The sequence below is a fragment of the Pigmentiphaga litoralis genome (genome assembly GCF_013408655.1).
Classification (GTDB): domain Bacteria; phylum Pseudomonadota; class Gammaproteobacteria; order Burkholderiales; family Burkholderiaceae_B; genus Pigmentiphaga; species Pigmentiphaga litoralis_A.
The window spans coordinates 2,370,393-2,388,527 of record NZ_JACCBP010000001.1 but is presented as its reverse complement, the minus strand read 5'-3'; the positions used below and the strand labels follow the sequence as shown (position 1 = coordinate 2,388,527).

At 66.4% G+C, this 18,135-nt stretch carries 17 protein-coding genes; 4 read left to right on the top strand and 13 right to left on the bottom strand.

The features are described 5' to 3' along the window. Position 1: 1 nt before the first annotated feature. The 8 genes from ruvC to HD883_RS10610 all read right to left on the bottom strand — a co-directional run bounded on the left by ruvC (position 2) and on the right by HD883_RS10610 (position 8,118). On the bottom strand, positions 2–565 hold the full coding sequence (gene ruvC / locus HD883_RS10645) for a crossover junction endodeoxyribonuclease RuvC (protein ID WP_179585721.1): 564 nt from the start codon (positions 563–565) through the stop codon (positions 2–4). Between the two features lie 4 nt (positions 566–569). Further along, a complete protein-coding gene (gene purH / locus HD883_RS10640) occupies positions 570–2,159 on the bottom strand; it encodes a bifunctional phosphoribosylaminoimidazolecarboxamide formyltransferase/IMP cyclohydrolase (RefSeq protein ID WP_179585723.1) in 1,590 nt (529 codons plus the stop codon). 101 nt (positions 2,160–2,260) lie between these two features. Continuing rightward, positions 2,261–2,497: a helix-turn-helix domain-containing protein gene (locus HD883_RS10635; protein ID WP_179585725.1), complete on the bottom strand. Its 237-nt coding sequence runs from the start codon at positions 2,495–2,497 to the stop codon at positions 2,261–2,263. A gap of 22 nt (positions 2,498–2,519) precedes the next feature. Beyond that, a complete protein-coding gene (gene dusB, locus HD883_RS10630) occupies positions 2,520–3,524 on the bottom strand; it encodes a tRNA dihydrouridine synthase DusB (protein WP_179585727.1) in 1,005 nt (334 codons plus the stop codon). A gap of 137 nt (positions 3,525–3,661) precedes the next feature. Further along, entirely contained in the window at positions 3,662–4,897 is a 1,236-nt protein-coding gene (locus HD883_RS10625; RefSeq protein ID WP_179585729.1) for an FAD-dependent monooxygenase, read from the bottom strand. A 5-nt stretch (positions 4,898–4,902) separates the two neighbouring features. After that, positions 4,903–6,252 carry an aminopeptidase P N-terminal domain-containing protein gene (locus HD883_RS10620; protein ID WP_179585730.1) on the bottom strand — a complete coding sequence of 450 codons (1,350 nt, stop codon included), beginning with the start codon at positions 6,250–6,252 and terminating at the stop codon, positions 4,903–4,905. 106 nt (positions 6,253–6,358) lie between these two features. Continuing rightward, positions 6,359–7,039, bottom strand: a complete 681-nt coding sequence (gene murU / locus HD883_RS10615) for an N-acetylmuramate alpha-1-phosphate uridylyltransferase MurU (RefSeq protein ID WP_179585732.1) — start codon at positions 7,037–7,039, stop codon at positions 6,359–6,361. After that, positions 7,039–8,118, bottom strand: a complete 1,080-nt coding sequence (locus HD883_RS10610) for an aminoglycoside phosphotransferase family protein (RefSeq protein WP_179585734.1) — start codon at positions 8,116–8,118, stop codon at positions 7,039–7,041. Before HD883_RS10610 ends, murU begins: the two co-directional genes overlap by 1 nt. A gap of 145 nt (positions 8,119–8,263) precedes the next feature. Between HD883_RS10610 and HD883_RS10605 the strand changes: the two genes are divergently transcribed. The 4 genes from HD883_RS10605 to rsmA are packed head-to-tail and all read left to right on the top strand — an operon-like array spanning position 8,264 to position 14,060. Continuing rightward, entirely contained in the window at positions 8,264–10,654 is a 2,391-nt protein-coding gene (locus HD883_RS10605; RefSeq protein ID WP_373563344.1) for an LPS-assembly protein LptD, read from the top strand. 51 nt (positions 10,655–10,705) lie between these two features. Further along, the gene (locus tag HD883_RS10600; protein WP_179585736.1) at positions 10,706–12,211 is read left to right on the top strand and encodes a peptidylprolyl isomerase; all 1,506 of its coding nucleotides are present in this window, start codon (positions 10,706–10,708) and stop codon (positions 12,209–12,211) included. Continuing rightward, positions 12,208–13,284, top strand: a complete 1,077-nt coding sequence (gene pdxA, locus HD883_RS10595) for a 4-hydroxythreonine-4-phosphate dehydrogenase PdxA (RefSeq protein ID WP_179585738.1) — start codon at positions 12,208–12,210, stop codon at positions 13,282–13,284. Before HD883_RS10600 ends, pdxA begins: the two co-directional genes overlap by 4 nt. Then, positions 13,281–14,060, top strand: a complete 780-nt coding sequence (rsmA, locus tag HD883_RS10590; protein ID WP_179585740.1) for a 16S rRNA (adenine(1518)-N(6)/adenine(1519)-N(6))-dimethyltransferase RsmA — start codon at positions 13,281–13,283, stop codon at positions 14,058–14,060. The genes pdxA and rsmA overlap by 4 nt, the downstream gene beginning before the upstream one ends. Positions 14,061–14,079: 19 nt before the next feature. Here the strand turns inward: rsmA and HD883_RS10585 are convergent, their stop codons facing one another. The 5 genes from HD883_RS10585 to gmhB all read right to left on the bottom strand — a co-directional run bounded on the left by HD883_RS10585 (position 14,080) and on the right by gmhB (position 18,127). Further along, a complete protein-coding gene (locus HD883_RS10585) occupies positions 14,080–15,309 on the bottom strand; it encodes a nucleoside recognition domain-containing protein (protein WP_179585742.1) in 1,230 nt (409 codons plus the stop codon). Between the two features lie 100 nt (positions 15,310–15,409). Further along, the gene (gloA, locus tag HD883_RS10580) at positions 15,410–15,814 is read right to left on the bottom strand and encodes a lactoylglutathione lyase (RefSeq protein ID WP_179585744.1); all 405 of its coding nucleotides are present in this window, start codon (positions 15,812–15,814) and stop codon (positions 15,410–15,412) included. Between the two features lie 30 nt (positions 15,815–15,844). Further along, positions 15,845–16,792: a M48 family metallopeptidase gene (locus HD883_RS10575; protein ID WP_179585746.1), complete on the bottom strand. Its 948-nt coding sequence runs from the start codon at positions 16,790–16,792 to the stop codon at positions 15,845–15,847. Positions 16,793–16,806: 14 nt separating this feature from the next. After that, a complete protein-coding gene (locus HD883_RS10570; RefSeq protein WP_179585748.1) occupies positions 16,807–17,562 on the bottom strand; it encodes a lysophospholipid acyltransferase family protein in 756 nt (251 codons plus the stop codon). 1 nt (position 17,563) lies between these two features. Then, positions 17,564–18,127: a D-glycero-beta-D-manno-heptose 1,7-bisphosphate 7-phosphatase gene (gmhB, locus tag HD883_RS10565; protein WP_179588620.1), complete on the bottom strand. Its 564-nt coding sequence runs from the start codon at positions 18,125–18,127 to the stop codon at positions 17,564–17,566. Between the last annotated feature and the right edge of the window lie 8 nt (positions 18,128–18,135).

Below are 18,135 nucleotides of genomic sequence, written 5' to 3'. Positions count from 1 at the left end.
GTCAGGGATTTCCAATCATCCGGCCGTTGCGCATGCGGGTGCCGCGACGGCCGAAGGCGGGTTGGTCGAGCACGCCCGCGGCCCGCAGGCGATCCGCCAGTGGCGCGGCATGGGCGTGACAGATGGCGCAGGCCAGGGCATCGGCCGCATCGGAAGCCGGCGCGCCATCCAGCGCCAGCAGGTGCTGCACCATGGACTGCACCTGCTCCTTGGCGGCGCGTCCGGTGCCCACCACCGATTTCTTGATCTGCAGCGCGGTGTATTCCTGCACGCCCAATCCGCAGTCCACCAGGGCGCAGAAGGCCGCGCCGCGCGCCTGCCCGAGCAACAGGGTGGAAGTGGGATTGCTGTTCACGAAAACTTTTTCGATGGCCGAGGTCTGCGGCGCGTATTCACGAATGATCTCGCGCAGGCTATCGAGTATGACCTTCAGGCGCGGCCCGAGTTCGTCGTCGGTGGGAACGACGATCGTGCCGCTGGCCACATACCGCATGCGTGGACCGTCGACATCGATCACACCGAAGCCGGTGCGCCGCAAGCCGGGATCCACGCCAAGGATACGCATCCGGTCAGTGGCGGAAATGACGCGTGGCGGTCAGCACCATCGCGATGCCACGTTCGTCGGCGGCGGCAATGACTTCGGCGTCGCGCATGCTGCCACCCGGCTGGATGACGCAGGTGGCGCCGGCGTCGGCCACGACATCCAGGCCGTCACGGAACGGGAAGAACGCGTCGGACGCCACGGCCGAACCGGCCAGGCTCAGGCCGGCATTGGCCGCCTTGATGCTGGCGATGCGGGCCGAGTCGATACGGCTCATCTGGCCCGCGCCCACGCCCAGGGTCATGCCGTTGCCCGTAAACACGATGGCGTTCGACTTGACGTACTTGGCCACTTTCCAGGCAAACAGCAGGTCGTCCATCTGCGCGGCGGTTGGCGCGATCTTGGTGACGACCTTGATCTGGTCGCGCGGCACATTGAAGTTGTCGGGCTGCTGCACGAGCCAGCCGCCACCGACGCGCTTCACTTCGAAATCATTGGCGCCGTCGCCCATCGGCACTTCGAGCAGGCGTACGTTCTGCTTGGCGGCAAAGATGGCGCGCGCGCCTTCGTCGTACGACGGGGCCAGCATCACTTCGACGAACTGCTTGCTGACTTCCTGCGCCGTGGCGGCGTCGACCGGGCGGTTGAAGGCGATGATGCCGCCAAAGGCCGAGCTGGGGTCGGTCTTGAACGCTTTCTGGTAGGCGGCGAGCGGGCTGTCGGCCACGGCCACCCCACATGGGTTCGCATGCTTGACGATGACGCAGGTGGGCGCATCGAACGTGCGCACGCATTCCCAGGCCGCGTCGGCATCGGCGATGTTGTTGAACGACAGTTCCTTGCCCTGCAGCTGCGTGTAGTTGGCGAGCAGGCCGGCGGCTGGCGCCGCGTCGGTATAGAACGCCGCGGACTGGTGCGGGTTTTCGCCGTAGCGCATTTCCTGGGTCTTGCGGACCTGGAAGGTCAGCACGTTCGGGTAGGCGGCGCGTTCGGGCACGGCCGTCTGTTCCGGGTCGGCCGTCATGCTGGTCAGGTAGTTGGCGATCGCGCCGTCGTACGCCGCGGTGTGCGCGTACACCTTCTTGGCCAGGTCCAGCCGCAGGCCGAACGACGTGACGCCGTCACGCGTGTCCATCTCGTTCAGCACACGGTCGTAGTCGCTCGGGTCGATCACGACCGTGACGCCACCGGCTTCGGTACCGTGGTTCTTGGCGGCCGCGCGCAGCATGGCCGGGCCGCCGATGTCGATGTTTTCCACGGCGTCTTCAAACGCGCAGTCCGGCTTGGCGACCGTTTCGACGAATGGGTACAGGTTCACGACCAGCAGGTCGATGCGGCCGATGCCGTGCTCGGCGATCGCAGACAGGTGCGACTCGGCATCGCGGCGCGCCAGCAGGCCGCCATGAATCTTCGGATGCAGCGTCTTGACGCGGCCGTCCATCATTTCGGGAAAGCCGGTGTAGTCGGACACTTCCTGCACGGGCAGGCCGGCCTGGGCGAGCAGCTTTGCCGTGCCACCGGTGGACAGCAGTTGCACCCCGCGTTGGTTCAACGCCTGGGCAAATTCAACGATGCCGGATTTATCGGAGACGGAAAGCAGCGCGCGTTCGATTTTCATGGTCAGCTAAGCAAAGGTGCCGCGCGGGAAGCGGCGGTGAACGGAATGGCGGAGACGGGCACGAGGCCGCGGAGCCGGACCGGAAGCGGGCGCTTCGGGGGTCAGGCCTTGATCTGGTAGTGGTCGAGCTTCTTGCGCAGTGTATTGCGGTTGATGCCGAGGATCTCGGCCGCCCGCGACTGGTTGCCCTGCGCGCGGCCGAGCACCACTTCGAGCATGGGGCGCTCGACGGCCGACAGCACCATCTCCCAGACACCGCTGGTGGTCTCGCCTTCCAGGTCCTTGAAGTAGCGTTCCAGCGTCTGGCGCACGCATTCTTCAAGCGTATGTTCTTTCATTTTTTTATCCTTGATGCGGGGTTCAGGCAGCGAGCAGCCGGTCGGACGCGTGGGCTATCGCGTGATCGAACCAGTCCGCGACGGCCTGCCACTGCTCGCGCGTGTTTTCTATCAGGTTCATGCGTGCGCAGAACGCCGGGCCGCCCTCAAGCGATCCCAGGTACCAGCCGATGTGCTTGCGCGCCGTCCGGACCCCGGTGAATTCGCCGTAGAACCGGTAGTGATCGTCAAGATGCTCGAGCAGCAGGTCGCGGATCTCGGTCGGGGTGGGCGGCGCGTGGTGGCTTCCGGTGCGCAGGTAGGTGTCGATTTCGCGGAACAGCCAGGGCCGTCCCTGGGCAGCCCGGCCGATCATGACGGCATCGGCACCGGTCACGTCCAGCACATGGCGCGCGTCTTCGGGGGTGCAGATATCGCCATTGGCGATGATCGGAATTGTCAGTTCGGCCTTGACCATCGCGATGGTCTCGTACTCGGCCGTGCCGGTGTACAGGTCTTCGCGCGTGCGGCCGTGCAGCGCCAGCGCCGCGATGCCGATGTCCTGCGCCCGGCGCGCGACGCGCAGCACGTTGCGGTTGGCGCGGTTCCAGCCGGTGCGGGTCTTGAGCGTGACCGGCACGCCATGCGGCGTGCAGGCGGTGACGACAGCGTCAAGAATGCGGGCGACCAGGTCTTCGTCGCGCAGCAGGGCCGAGCCTGCCAGCACGTTGCAGACCTTCTTGGCCGGACAGCCCATGTTGATGTCGATGATGCGCGCGCCCTTGCCGATGTTGAACACGGCGGCTTCGGCCATCATGGCCGGATCGCTGCCGGCGATCTGCACGGCGATCGGTTCGCTTTCGCCATCATGGTCCAGCCGTCGCGCGGTTTTCACGCTGTGCCAGAGCTGCGGATTGCTGGCGGCCATTTCCGAGACGGCATGCCCCGCGCCCAGGCGTTTGCACAACTGCCGGAAAGGCCGGTCCGTCACGCCAGCCATGGGCGCGACAAACACATTGTTGGGCAGATCGTAGGGACCGATACGCATGACGTGTGGCGCCACGTTCCCGCAGGGTGGGGAAGGGCGCGCCGGAGGAAAGTTGGAAATGGGGGTGGATTGTACCGCTACGCGCCGGCAGGTGGTTGTAGCGATGCCCCATGGCGCCGCCGGGTTACCACCGCCGGTTACGCCCGGGCGCCTTCCATCATCTGGCGGGCAAGCGGCGTGCGAACCGTGCGCGACAGGTCCAGCGTCAGCAGAGCCAGGCCGCAGGCATGCTCGATGGGCGAAAAGCCCGTGGCGAAGATGCGCGGCATCAGGTCGGTCAGGCCGGCTGTCAGCCATCGGTCGGCACGCCGCGCCAGGGCATACTGCGCCAGCAGCGGGCGCGGGTCGCCGCCAGTCTGCCGCAGCGCCGGGGCCAGCGCCTGGGCCAGCCTTGCCGCGTCGCGCAGGCCCAGGTTCAGGCCTTGGCCGGCCACCGGGTGCAGGGTCTGAGCGGCGTTGCCGATCACCGCGAGACGGCGGTCGACGATCTGCTTCTTGACATTGATGCCCAGCGGGTAGCTGTGGCGCGGGCCCGCAACGGACAGCGTGCCAAGCCGCGTGCCAAAGGTGGCATTCAGTTCGGCGGCAAAGGCAGCGTCGTCCATGGCTGCAAGCGCGGCGGCACGGTCTGGCTGGCAGCACCAGACCAGGGCGTAGCGGCCGGATGCGGTTGCGCCCCCGCCTGCGCCCGGGTGGCCCGGATGGCTTTGATGGTTCAGATGGCTCGGGAAAGGCAGCAGCGCCAGTGGACCTTCGCGGGTGAAACGCTCGAATGCCCACCCCTGGCGCGGACGTTCCGCCGTGACAATGGCCAGGACCGCATGCTGGTCGTATTTCCGGTGGACGTCCTTGGCTTCCTGCTGGTCGAACGTGCCGCCTTCGGCTTGCACGACGGCCGCGCTTGTCCAGGCGAGATCGCCCTGGATCAGGTGGACGGCGGAGTCGTCCTGCGAAACGATGCTGGCCGCGCCGGCCCGCACCGTCACGCCCGACGCAGCCAGCGGGTCGGCCAGCGCCTGCATGATGGCGGCGTAGGACTGGACGGTGCCCAGGGCGTCCACGCCAAAGTCGGCGTGCGAGATGTGCGTGCGCCCCAGCCGTCCGCGTTGCGACACGTGGATGTCGGCGATGTCTGCGCCGCCTTCCGGCCAGGCGCCCAGGCTCTGCAGCAACACGCGGCTGCCATGGTTCAGCGCCATCACACGGGGGTCCGGGCTGGAGGTGTCGGCCACTGCAGGGCCGGGTCCGACCGCCCGTTCCGGCCGGCACAGCACGATGCGTTCGGGCCGGGGCGTGAGCCGGGCCAGCAGCAGCGCAAGCGTGGTGCCGACCGGGCCGCCGCCCAGGATCGTGATGTCGCTGTCGGGAACCATGGCCATCACCCGCGCATCAGCGCTTCGATCTCGCCGGCGTCAACGGGCACACCGCGCGTGATCAGCTCGCAACCGTCCTTCGTCACGACCGCATCGTCTTCGGTGCGGATCCCGATGTTCCAGAAAGCCTCAGGCACGTCGTCGCCAGGCCGGACATAGATGCCCGGTTCGATCGTCAGCACCATGCCCGCTTCCAGCTTGCGCCAGGGGCGAGGGGTCTCGGCAGAATGCGGTGCGCCGGGCTCGCGGTAGTCGCCCACGTCATGCACATCCATCCCGAGCCAGTGGCCGGTGCGGTGCATGTAGAAGCGGGTGTATTGCTGCGATTCGATCACGCCATCAAGCGTGCCGGTCAGCAGGCCTTCATCGATCATGCCCTGGGCCAGCACGCGCACCGCAGCCTCGTGGCCTTCGTTCCAGTGCGCGCCTGGCCGGGTCAACGCCGCGGCCGCTTCTTGCGCGGCCACGGTCAGGTCGTACAGGGCGCGCTGCGGGCCAGTGAACCGGCCGTTGACCGGATAGGTGCGGGTGATGTCGGACGCATAGCTGTCCAGTTCGCACCCGGCGTCGATCAGCAGCAGGTCGCCGTCTTGCAGCACGGCGTCGCCTGCGCGGTAATGCAGCACGCAGGCATTGGCGCCCGTCGCGACGATGGAGTTGTAGGCCACGGCCTGGGCCCCATGGCGGCGGAATTCATGCAGCAGTTCGGCTTCGACTTCGTATTCGTGCATGCCGACGCGCGTGCGCTGCATGGCCCGCACATGGGCGCCGGCAGAGATCTGCGCGGCGCGTTTCATGATGGCGATTTCGGATGCGTCCTTGAACAGGCGCATTTCGGCCAGCAGGCTGCGCAGGTCCAGCGTGCGCAGCGGGATCAGCGTGCCCGAACGGCCCAGGCCGCGCACGGCGTCGAGCCACGTGCGCAGGCGGCGGTCGAACGCGGCGTCGCTGGCCAGCGGCGTGCACAGCAGTGGCTGGTTGGCGATCAGCTTGGGCAGTTCGGCGTCCAGCTGGTCCACGGGATACGCGGCGTCAAAGCCGTAGACTTCCTTGGCGGCATCGGGGCCGACGCGATAGCCGTCCCAGATTTCGCGTTCCAGGTTCTTGCTGCGGCAGAACAGGATGCTGCGGTCGGTGTCGCCGGCAATCAGCACCAGCCAAGCCTGCGGCTCGTGAAAGCCGGTCAGGTAATAGAAGTCGCTGTCATGCCGGTAGTCGTACTCGGCATCGCGGTTGCGGACCACTTCGGGCGACGTTGCCAGGATGGCGATCCCGCCCCCCTGCGATCGCAAGGTGTCGAGCACGCGCGCGCGGCGTGCGGCGAAAGGCGAGAAATCTTGCGCGGGAATGCTCATGGGGCAGGTTCCGGTAATCGGGGACTATCTTGATTGTAGGCGGGTGCCGGGCGGCATGCAGCGCAGAGCCAGGACAATTCCAGCCAGGCCGCCAGGCCGTTCGCCTTCAGAGGCTGGCGTCCAGCGCAGCCAGCCGCTCAGGCGTACCGACATCGACCCACCGGCCGTCATGCCGCGCGCCATGCACCCGGTTGTCGTCCATGGCAGCCAGCAGCACTGGCGCCAGGCGCGCGCCGTGGCCGGGTTCGACGCCATCGAACAAGGACGGCGCGTAGATGCCGATGCCCGAAAAGGTCAGCGCGGCGTCATTCCCCCGCGGCAGCACGGAGCCGTCCCGGCGCAGCACGAAGTCGCCGTCGGGATGGTGTTCGGGGTTGTCCACCAGCAGCAGCCAGGCCTGATCCTGCCTGGCCGTCAGATCGGCTGCGATGGCCTGGGCCTGCTCGGGCGACCAGTCGCACCAGACATCGCCATTGATCACCAGGAAGGGCTGATTCCCCAGCAGCGGCAAGGCATTCTTGATGCCCCCGGCCGTTTCCAGCGCGGTCGCCTCGGGCGAATACCGCAGGCGCACGTGCCACCGGGCGCCATCGCCCAGGGCGGCTTCGATCCTGTCGCCCAGCCACGCATGGTTGATGACGATGTCCTGGATCCCGGCCGCCGCCAGCCGTTCAATGTGCCAGACGATCAGCGGCTTGCCGCCCACCGTCAGCAGCGGCTTGGGAAGGGTGTCGGTCAGGGGCCGCATGCGCTCGCCGCGGCCCGCCGCGAGGATCATGGCGTGCATCAGAACGTGTACCCCGTCGTGATCTGCGTCTGGTCCAGCTTGTCGAGCAGGCGGATCAGCGGCTTGAAGGCGATGTAGCGCTGCGCCACCTGGCGCACGTAGCCGTTCACGCGCGGAATGTGGGCCAGATAGGCTTCCTTGCCATCCCGATGCGCCAGGCGCGCGAACACGCCCAGAATGCGCAGGTTCCGCTGCAGGCCCATCCATTCATAGGCTTGATGGAATTCGGCAAAGTCGTTCGGCACGGGCAGGCCGGCCGCGCGGGCCATTTCCCAATAGCGGATGCCCCAATCCAGCTGCTGCGGCTCGTCCCAGGTGGTGCGGGCGTCGGTCAGCAAGGAGGCCAGGTCGTACGTGATCGGGCCGACGACGGCATCCTGGAAGTCGATCACGCCCGGGTTGGGGCCGAAGTCGGCGCCCGCGCCCAGGGCTTCGGTGATCATCAGGTTGGGCGAGTGGAAGTCGCGGTGCACCAGCACGGTTGGCTGGGCCAGGTTGGCTTCGATCAGGGTGGCAAAGACGGTTTCCAGGTCGGCACGGGTCTTCTCGTCCAGCTCGAACTTGCAGTGGGTGCCCACATACCATTCGGGAAAGAGGCCCAGTTCGGCGTGAAAGCGGTCGTAATCGTAATGATCGAGGCCGGTTGTCGCGCTTTGTTGTATCTTTACCAGCGCGCGCAAGGCGTCCAGATAGAGACGATGCGTGTCCTGTGCCGACGGCGATGCCTGCAGATAGTTGTAGTAGGTGGTGTATCCCAGGTCGGACAGCAGCAGGAAACCCTGTGCCAGGTCCTGCGCCAGGATGTCGGGCACGTTCAGCCCGCCGTCTTTCAGCAGGCCGGCCACGTGCAGGAAGGGGCGGCAGTCTTCCTTGTCGGGCGGCGCGTCCATGACGACCAGCGTGCGGTTGGCGGCGTCGACCCGGAAATAGCGGCGGAAGCTGGCGTCGCTGGACGCGGGCCGCAGGCTGTCGGCATCGATGCCAAGGTCGGCGGGCAGGGTGCCCAGCCACGTGATGAGTTGCCCGATACGCGGGTCTTGGCCGGGCTGACCGGCACGGGGAGAAGTAACAGGTTCCATGCCTCCTATAATACCGAGCGATACCGTTTCCGAGGTATCTAGTTTGTAGCCGCGCGCGTCCCTCAGTCGCGTATCCTTCCGTTTCGATTTTTGTGTTCTCCCGATACCCGTGCGATTGATCCGGTGGTTCAGCCTATTTACCGCAGTGACTGCGACCCCTTTTGCCTATGGGCAATCGCCGACGTATGGGCAGTCGGCCACTTACGGGCAGATGCCTTCGTATGGGGGATCGCCCTTCGGGCAGGAAAGCCTGTTCGGCCAGGATGATCCGCCGGTCCGCGAGATCCCGGTGACGCCCGAGCAGCAGCGCACCAATGCGTCCGCGCCCGAAGCCGCGCAGGGGCAGGCGCAAGGGCAGGTGAGCGGCCCGGGCCTGCGCCTGTCGCCGGCGTTGCAGCCCCGTCCGCTGCGTGATCCCGATGATCTTCCTGTCTATCTGGAAGCCGACAGCCTGACGGGCGACGGCGAAAGCAATCTGCGGCTGGACGGCAATGCCCAGATCCGCCGCACCGACACGGTATTGAAGGGCGACAGCATCGAATACCGCCAGGTGGAAGGCGAGGTCGAGGCGACCGGCGGCGTGCGCCTGGCGCGCGACGGCAATGTGGTCAGCGGACCCCGGCTGAAGCTGAACCTGAACACCGGCGTCGGCGAACTCGACAATGCCCGTTTCTTTTTTGGCTTGAACGGGGGCCGCGGCACGGCCGACCACGTCGAACTGCTGGGCCAGGGCCGTGTCCGGGCCGACAACGTCAGCTATACGGGTTGCGACTGCGAAGAACCGTCGTGGGAAATGCGCGCGCGCCGCATCGATTTCGATTACGACGCCGGTGAAGCCACCAGCTACGGCAGCACCCTGTACTTCAAGAGCCTGCCCATTCTGGGCGCGCCCAAGATGTCGTTCCCGATCAGCGACGCCCGCAAGTCCGGCTTCATTTCGCCCACGTTCGGCATCACCAGCAAGAGCGGTCCCCAGCTGCTGACACCGTACTACTTCAACATCGCGCCCAACCGCGATGCGACGATTTCGCCGCGCTACATGGAACGCCGCGGCTTGCAGCTGGGCGGCGAATTCCGCTACCTGGAACCGAACTACAGCGGTGAAGCGCGCGCCACGTACCTGAGCAACGACCGGGTCACGCAAACCGACCGCTACTTGTATTCGTTTGCGCACCGTCAGCGCCTGACCGACACGCTGGGCCTGAATTTCAACATCAACGGCGCGTCCGACGACAACTACTTCCGCGACTTTTCCGTGGCCGGAACGGGCCTGGCGTCGACCGCCACGCTGGAACGGTCGGCCGCGCTGACCTGGAAGAGCGGGTACTGGGACGCCTTTGGCCGCGTGGTCAAGTTCCAGACCCTGCAGGATCCGCTGCTGCCCATCATCCCGCCCTACGATCGTGAACCGCAACTGCGCCTGAATGGCGCGCGCTACGACTGGAACGGGTTTGACGCGCGGGTCGAAGTCGACACCACCCGATTCAAGAACAGCCGCCTGATTTCGGGCACCCGCAGCTACGCCTATCCGTCGGTCGCCTATCCGATCATCCGGCCGGGCGGCTTCCTGATCCCCAAGATCGGGATCAACACGACGCGGTATGACGTGGATGCCTTCCAGGGCGCCGATGCCTACCGGGCCAACCGCACGACGCCGATCGTGTCGCTGGACACCGGTCTGATCTTCGAGCGCGACGGCCGCATGCTGGGCCAGGACGTCACCCAGACCCTGGAACCGCGCCTGTACTACCTGCGCGTGCCCTATCGCGACCAGTCGCGCCTGCCCGTGTTCGACACGGCGCTGGCCGACTTCAACTTTGCGCAGATCTTTTCTGAAAACATCTACGCGGGGAATGACCGGATCGCCGAAGCCAACCAGGTGACGGCGGCGCTGACCTCGCGCTGGCTCGATCCCAAGACCGGCGTGGAACGCGCCCGCGTGACCGGCGCCCAGCGCCTGTACTTCAGCGACCAGCGCGTGACGCTGCCGGGCGACGCGGTGCGGTCCGACGGCCGGTCGGATTATCTGGCCTCGGTCTATGGCGCGCTGACCTCCAGTCTGAGCGGCGAGACCACGGTGCAATACAATCCCCAGATCAGCCGGGTCTCGCGCTCGACCGTGGGCGCGCGTTTCAGCCCCGCCCGCGCAAGCACGGTGGCCCTGTCCTACCGCTATCAGCGCGAGTCGGTCAGCGTGCTGGGCCGGGAACAGATCGACCTGGCCTTCCAGTGGCCGCTGGCGCCACGCTGGTTCGGCGTGGGCCGCTTCGACTATTCGCTGCTGCAGAACCGGATTGCCGAAGTGGTGGCGGGTGTCGAGTACAACTCGGCCTGCTGTTTTGCCGTCCGTGCGGTGGTCCAGCGCTATGCGGTTGCGACGCGGGATACGACCACGGCGTTTTTCCTGCAACTCGAACTAAACGGCTTCGCACGGGTCGGTACAAGTCCCATCAACACACTGCGCCGGAGTATTCCGGGGTATCAGGTGATCAACCCGCCGCCTGAGAAAGGCACGGGTTTCGAAAGGTACGAATAAATGCATTCCATGGTTACGCCTCATCCTCTTCGCCTGGCCCGTCGCGCCGTGATGTCCTCTCTGCTGGCTGCCTTGCTGGCCAGCAGTGTGGGCGCCCACGCGCAGGGCCTGCGCCTTCCCGGTGGCATGTCGGGCGGCGGGGACAGTGGCATGTCGTCAGGCAGCGGATCGATGATCACGCCGCAGGTGACCGAGCCTCAGAGCCCGCTGCCGCAATCGCCGACGATGACGACCAATCCGCGCAATGCGCAGCAGCCGCTGCGGTCGGCCCCGGCGCCAGGCAGCGCGCCGCGTAAAAGCGGCACGCAGGCTGGCGACTCGATCGCCGCCGTGGTGAACAGCGAGGCCATCACGCGCCGCGAGCTGGAACAGCGGGTGCAGGCCGCGATCGCGACGCTGTCGCGCCAGGGCATTCCGCAGCCGGACCCCGAGTCGCTGGAACGCCAGGTGCTGGAGCGCATGATCGTGGAACGCACGCAGATGCAGGAAGCCGCGCAGACCGGCATCCGCATCGACGACTTCCAGCTGGACCGCGCGATCAGCCGCATTGCCGAACAGAACAAGGTCTCGGTCACCGAAATGCGTGACCAGATCGAAAAGGAAGGCCTGCCTTTCGCGCTGTACCGCGAAGACCTCCGCCAGGAAATCACGCTGGTGCGCCTGCGTGAACGCGCCGTGGACAGCCAGGTGCAGGTGTCCGAATCCGAGATCGACAACTTCCTGACCGACCAGAACCAGACGACGCCGTCGCAACTGACGCTGGCGCAGATCCTGGTGCGCGTGCCGGAAGGCTCGTCGTCGGAACGGGTGGCTGAACTGCGCCGCAAGGCCGAAACGCTGCTGAACCAGGCGCGTGGCCCATCCGACTTTGCGCGGCTGGCGGCATCGGCGTCCGACGGCGAAGAAGCGCTGCGGGGCGGCGATCTGGGCACCCGGCCTACCGACCGCTGGCCCGGCATCTTCATTGAAGCCGTCGCCAAGCTGCAGCCGGGTCAGATCAGCGGCATCGTGCAAAGCGGCAACGGTTTCCACATCGTCAAGCTGATCGACCGCAAGACCGGCACCGCCGCAGGCGAAGCATCGGCCGTGCCGATCCAGCAGACGCAGGCCCGCCATATCCTGATCCGCACGTCGGAAATCATGCCGAATGAATTGGCCCGCCAGCGCCTGAGCGATATCCGCAACCGGGTCGTGGCCGGTAACGTCACGTTTGCCGACATGGCGCGCCAGTATTCGAACGACGCATCGGCGCCCCAGGGCGGCGATCTGGGCTGGCTGTCGCCCAGCGAAACCGTGCCGGCGTTCGAGCAGGCGATGGATGCGCTCAAGCCGGGCGAAATCAGCCAGCCCGTGCAGTCGCCCTTCGGCTGGCACCTGATCCAGGTCACGGGCCGCCGCACGCAAGACGTTGGCCGCGAGCGCCAGCGCGCCGCTGCCCGCCAGGCGATCTACCAGCGCAAGGTGGACCAGCAGTACGAAGACTGGGCCCGCCAGCTGCGCGACCGCGCTTATGTGGAAGTGCGCCTGGGTCCCAACACGGACGCGCCCCTCAATTGATCCCGTCGGCCGCCACGCTCGCCCTGACCACCGGTGAACCCGCCGGGGTCGGACCGGAACTGTCGGTCGCGGCCGCGGCGTGGTTCGCGGGGTTGCGCACGGGCGCCGTGTCGACCGAAGGCTGGTCGGACGCCGATCTGGCCGTGTTGCCCCGCTTGCGTGCCGCGCAACTGGTGCTGATCGGCGACCCGGCCTTGCTGGCGTCCCGGGCGCCGCACATCGACATCGGCGCGCTGGATGGCGTGTCGATCGCCGCCGTGCCGCTGCGCGCGCCGTCGGAAGCAGGTGTCCTGGCGGTCGACAACGGCCGCTACGTGCTCGATACGCTGGATGCCGCCATTGCCATGATCGAGGGCGGCAAGGCCGCGGCGATCGTGACGGCGCCGGTGCACAAGGGCGTGATCAACGATGCCGGCGTGGCGTTTTCCGGCCACACCGAGTATTTCCAGGAGCATGCCGGCGTCGACAAGGTGGTCATGATGCTGGCGGGCGGGGGACTGCGCGTGGCGCTGGCCACCACCCACCTGCCGCTGCGTGACGTGCCGGATGCCGTCACGCACGACACCCTGATGCAGGTCATGACGATCCTGGATGCCGACCTGCGGTCACGTTGGGGCCTGGACAGGCCGCGCATCGCCATTTGCGGGCTGAACCCGCATGCGGGCGAAGGTGGCCACCTGGGTCATGAAGAGATCGACGTCATCATCCCGGCCGTTGCCGCGGCCCGCGCCGCCGGCATTGACGTGACCGGACCGTTCCCCGCCGACACGCTGTTCGTGCCCAGCCATGTGGCCGGTTACGACGCGACCTTGGCCATGTTCCATGACCAGGGGCTGCCGGTGCTCAAGCACGCCAGCTTCGGGCAGGGCGTCAACATTACCCTTGGCCTGCCGTATGTGCGCACGTCAGTCGACCACGGCACTGCCCTGGATCTGGCCGGCACCGGCCGGGCCGACGCCGGCAGCATGCAGCACGCCATTCTTACTGCGTTACAGATGATCCCCGCCACCGACTTCGAATTGCCTTCCCAGGCCGCCGCGCCGTCCCCCGCCACCCGCGGAGCCGCGGCATGAAGCACCAGGCGCGCAAGCGCTTTGGCCAGCACTTCCTGATCGACGACAGCATTCCCGACGCCATCGTGCGCGCCGCAGCCTTGCGCCGCACCGACAACGTCGTGGAAATCGGTCCGGGCCTGTCGGCCCTGACCAGGCCGCTGCTGGAAAAACTGGACCGTCTGCAAGTCATTGAAATTGACCGGGACCTGGCTGCCCGGCTGCGCAAGCAGCATACCGAAGACCGCCTGCAGATCACCGAAGCCGACGTGCTGACGGTGGACTTTGCGCAGTTTGGCGATCGTCTGCGTATCGTGGGCAACCTGCCGTACAACATTTCCAGCCCGCTGCTGTTTCACCTGATGCCGTTTGCCGATCAGGTGTTCGACCAGCATTTCATGCTGCAGCGGGAAGTGATCGACCGCATGGTCGCGCGGCCGGGTGATTCGGACTATGGCCGCCTGTCGGTCATGCTGCAGTCGCGCTACGACATGGAAAAATTGTTCGATGTGCCCCCCGAAGCGTTTGATCCGCCACCGCGCGTGGTGTCGGCGGTGGTGCGCATGATCCCGCTGCCGCAGGATCGTCCACGTCCGGTCAGCGACGAAGCCCTGTCGTTGACGGTGCAGAAGTCGTTCGCGCAGCGCCGCAAGATGCTGCGGCGGGGACTCGGCGAATGGGCGGCGCTGGTGCCGTGGGAAGAACTCGGCATTGCCGACAGTTCACGTGCCGAAGAGCTGTCGGTGGCGCAGTTCATAGCGCTGTCGGACGTGCTGCACAAGGCTGGCGTGGTCTGAGTCCCTGGCCGCCAGCCCGTCACCCAAAAAACCAGTAACACACCAGCACCGACGCCACGACACCGGCCACGTCGGCGATCAGCGCGCAGCTGACCGCGTGGCGCGTGCGCTGGATGCCGATCGCGCCAAAGTACACGGCCAGCACGTAAAAGGTCGTCTCGGTGCTGCCCTGCACGGTGGCGGACACGAGGGCCGGAAAGCTGTCCACGCCAAAGTTCTGCATGGTCTCGATCATCATGGCGCGCGCCGCGCTGCCGGAAAACGGCTTGACCAGCGCCGTGGGCATGGCATCGACAAAACGGGTGTCCAGGCCCATTCCGCTTACCAGCCAGCGCAGCCCGTCCAGCGCAAGATCCAGCGCGCCTGACGCCCGCAGCACGCCGACTGCGCACAGCATGGCCACCAGATAGGGCAGCAGGCTCTTGGTGACGTCAAACCCTTCCTTGGCGCCGTCAATAAAGCTTTCGTAGACCGGCACCTTCTTGATCGCGCCCGCGATCAGGAACAGCAGGATCAGCCCGAACAGCGTCACGTTACCCAGCAAGGACGACAGCGCGCTCAGGGCGGTGACCGACAAGGTGGCCAGCAGCGCCATGAAGCCGCCCATCAGCAGCACTGACGAGCCTATCCACGCGATCACGACCGGGTCCCACAGCTTGAGCCGCTGCACCAGCGCCACGCTGATGAAGCCGGCCAGGGTCGACGCGCTGGTGGCCAGCAATATCGGCAAAAAGACCAGGGTGGGGTCGGACGCGCCTTGCTGCGCGCGGTACATGAAGATGGTCACCGGGATCAGCGTGAGCGCCGAGGCATTCAGCACCAGGAAGAAGATCTGCGCGTTACTGGCGGTGGTCGTACTGGGATTAAGGGTCTGCAGCGACTTCATTGCCCGCAGTCCGATCGGCGTGGCGGCATTGTCCAGGCCCAGCGCATTGGCGGCAAAGTTGAGCGTGATCAGGCCGATGGACGGATGGCCGCGCGGCACATCGGGCATCAGGCGCGCGAACAGCGGTCCGAGCAAGCGCGCCAGCGCATCCACCAGGCCGGCCTGCTCGGCAATGCGCAGGAAACCCAGCCACAAGGTGATGGTGCCGAACAGCAGCACCATGACCTCGACCGACAGCTTGGCCATGGCGAACAGGGCGGTGACGATGGCGGGGAATACCGACGGGTCGCCGGCAATGGCCCAGCGGCCAAAGGCCGCCACCGCCGCGGTCAGGAAGAATCCGAACCAGAGTTTGTTGAGCATGAAGGGCCCGTCGTGGCGTCACGCCGCGCCGCGCGGCGGGCAAGGAAGATGAAAAAAAGGCGCCGAGGATGCCACCCGGCGCCTGCGGTGCACGCAGCGATCAGTCGCTGGCGCCCTTGCGCGATCCGCGCTGGATGAATTCGATCTTGTAGCCGTCCGGATCTTCGACAAAAGCAATCACGGTGGTGCCGTGCTTCATGGGGCCGGCTTCGCGAACCACCTTGCCGCCCAGTTCGCGCACCTTGTCACAGGTTTCGGCCGCGTTGTCGACTTCCAGCGCGATGTGGCCGTAGGCCGTGCCCAGTTCGTACGACGACGTGTCCCAGTTGTGCGTCAGTTCCAGCACGGCGCCGTCTTTCTCGTCCTGGTAGCCGACAAACGCCAGCGTGAATTTGCCTTCCGGATAGTCGCTTTTGCGCAGCAGGCGCATGCCCAGCACGTTGGTGTAGAAGTCGATGGAACGCTGCATGTCGCCGACGCGCAGCATGGTGTGGAGAAGTCGCATGATAGGGTCCTTGGAAGAGAACGCCGGCCGCTAGACGAACTGCGGCAGGCTGGTCGGGTCGTGGCGGCGCAGGGCTTCCCGCGCGCTTTCGAAGCCCGGAAGCAGATGGCCGACTTCGGCCCAGAAGTCGGCGCTGTGGTTCATTTCGCGCAGATGCGCCAGTTCGTGCGCGATCACGTAATCGATCACGTTCATGGGGAAGTGGATCAGGCGCCAGTTGAGCCGGATGTTGCCGGCGCTGGTGCAGGAACCCCAGCGCGTGGCGGCCGACGACAGGCTCCACCGGTTGATGGTCAGGCCAGTGCGGTCCAGGAAGTCCTTCAGGCGCACGTCAAAGATTGCGCGGGCCCGCGATTGCAGCCAGGCCTGGACCGAGTCGCGCACCCGCGCGGCGCCGGCATCGTGCGGCAGTGGCAGCCACAACACGTCGCCATCCTGCGGCGCCAGGGCGTCGCCTTCCAGCAGCAGGCTGCGATGCGCGTCCAGCCGGATGGTGATGCGTTTGCCCAGGTACGGCAATTCGCCACCGTCTTCCCACTTGGTCTGATTCAGCGCCAGGCGTTCCTTGCGGTTTTGCCAGTCGTTGAGCTTGGACAGGATCCAGCGCGACTTTTCCAGCACGGCCGTGTCAATGTCGGCCAGCACCACCCAGCGGGGCGCCGTGACACGCAGGCCGTCGTCGCCGATCACGAAGCCGATGCTGCGGCGGCGCGAGCGTTGCAGCACGAAGCGGATCACCTGGCCGTCGGCCGTCACTTCGCGCCAGCGCGCGCCCGGGGGCAGTTGCACGGCCGGATCGGGCGGTGCAACCGGCGGCGTCGATGCCACCGGGGTCGGGGACGGCGGGTTCAGCAGCAATTCGAGCTGGGGCGGCGGGTCACTTTTGCCCGGCGCACGTGCGGCCGCCGCGCTCGCCGGACGGACGCGCGGGCGGGACGGATCAGGATGCACGGAATCGGGACGACGGGAACCAGCCATGTTCAGCGACAGGACTACCTGGGCGACGGGCGCTCGGACGGGCGACCATCCTTGTAGCGCTCGGGGTTGAGAACACGCATTTCGCCTTCGATCCAGGCTTCGACCTGCCGGTTCAATGCGTCGGCGGTGAGCCCTTCGGAATTGATGGCCGGTCCGATGGACACCGTGATCACACCGGGGCGTTTCACGAATGCGTTGCGCGGCCAGCATTCGCCGGCGTTGTGCGCGATCGGCACCACCCAGGCGCCGGTCCGCACGGCCACGCGAGCACCACCGCTTTTGTACTTGCCTGCCTTGCCCGGAGCAATCCGCGTGCCTTCCGGGAACATGATCATCCAGCGGCCAGCCGCCAGTTTTTCACGTCCTTGGGCCACGACCTGTTCAAACGAATCGCTGCCTTTCTTGCGGTTGATCGCGATCATCTTGAGCAGCGCCAGGCCCCAGCCAAAGAAGGGCACCCAGTGCAGTTCGCGCTTGTAGACAAAGCACAGTTCGCGCGGCATCCACGCGATCAGGAACATGGTTTCCCATGCCGACTGATGCTTGGACAGGATGACCACCGGCTTGTCGGGCAGGTTTTCCCAGCCCTTGATCTGCCAGCGGATGCCCACGATGAACCGTGCGCCCCAGACGGCCAGCCGTGGCCAGCCGACGGTCAGGCGATAGCGCCACGACAGCGGCAACGGAGACCAGAGCACGCTGCCCAGGGCAAACGGAATGACGGTAACCAGCAGGAAAACCGCATACAACGCCGAGCGTAACCACGCCATATCAGTGTTCCTCCGCCAGGTTGGCGGTTTCCAGCGCTTCGGCCACGGCCGTCAGCGATTCCCAGACCACCGTAGTGGGGGGCAGGTTGCCCTGCGCCTGGGTCTTGAGTCCATTGCCCGTCAGCACCAGCCACGGGGTGCAGCCAGCGGTATAGGCCGCCTGCAAGTCACGCGCCGAATCGCCCACGGCGGGCAGGCCCGCCAGGTCGATGTCGAAGCGCTGCGCGATCGAATAGAACAGGCCGGGCAGGGGCTTGCGGCAGTCGCATTCATCGTCAGGCGCATGCGGGCAGATAAAAATGGCGTCCACCGTACCGCCCACCTTGGCCAGCTGCGTTTTCAGCTTGATGTGGATGGCGTTGAGCGTGGCGGCGTCGAACAGCCCGCGGCCCAGGCCCGACTGATTGGTGGCGATCACCACCCGGTAGCCGGCCTGGTTCATGCGCGCGATGGCCTCGAGCGCGCCCGGCAGGGGGATCCACTCGTCGGGCGACTTTACGAACTCGGGGCTGTCCTGGTTGATGACCCCATCACGGTCCAGGATGATCAGCCGGTTGCGCGGCATGCCGCTGC

Coding starts and splice junctions, on each gene's coding strand:
- ruvC (WP_179585721.1), bottom strand. CDS start 565: ATGCGTATCCTTGGCGTGGATCCCGGCTTGCGGCGCACCGGCTTCGGT.
- purH (WP_179585723.1), bottom strand. CDS start 2,159: ATGAAAATCGAACGCGCGCTGCTTTCCGTCTCCGATAAATCCGGCATC.
- HD883_RS10635 (WP_179585725.1), bottom strand. CDS start 2,497: ATGAAAGAACATACGCTTGAAGAATGCGTGCGCCAGACGCTGGAACGC.
- dusB (WP_179585727.1), bottom strand. CDS start 3,524: ATGCGTATCGGTCCCTACGATCTGCCCAACAATGTGTTTGTCGCGCCC.
- HD883_RS10625 (WP_179585729.1), bottom strand. CDS start 4,897: ATGGTTCCCGACAGCGACATCACGATCCTGGGCGGCGGCCCGGTCGGC.
- HD883_RS10620 (WP_179585730.1), bottom strand. CDS start 6,252: ATGAGCATTCCCGCGCAAGATTTCTCGCCTTTCGCCGCACGCCGCGCG.
- murU (WP_179585732.1), bottom strand. CDS start 7,039: ATGCACGCCATGATCCTCGCGGCGGGCCGCGGCGAGCGCATGCGGCCC.
- HD883_RS10610 (WP_179585734.1), bottom strand. CDS start 8,118: ATGGAACCTGTTACTTCTCCCCGTGCCGGTCAGCCCGGCCAAGACCCG.
- HD883_RS10600 (WP_179585736.1), top strand. CDS start 10,706: ATGTCCTCTCTGCTGGCTGCCTTGCTGGCCAGCAGTGTGGGCGCCCAC.
- rsmA (WP_179585740.1), top strand. CDS start 13,281: ATGAAGCACCAGGCGCGCAAGCGCTTTGGCCAGCACTTCCTGATCGAC.
- HD883_RS10585 (WP_179585742.1), bottom strand. CDS start 15,309: ATGCTCAACAAACTCTGGTTCGGATTCTTCCTGACCGCGGCGGTGGCG.
- gloA (WP_179585744.1), bottom strand. CDS start 15,814: ATGCGACTTCTCCACACCATGCTGCGCGTCGGCGACATGCAGCGTTCC.
- HD883_RS10575 (WP_179585746.1), bottom strand. CDS start 16,792: ATGGCTGGTTCCCGTCGTCCCGATTCCGTGCATCCTGATCCGTCCCGC.
- HD883_RS10570 (WP_179585748.1), bottom strand. CDS start 17,562: ATGGCGTGGTTACGCTCGGCGTTGTATGCGGTTTTCCTGCTGGTTACC.
- gmhB (WP_179588620.1), bottom strand. CDS start 18,127: ATGCCGCGCAACCGGCTGATCATCCTGGACCGTGATGGGGTCATCAAC.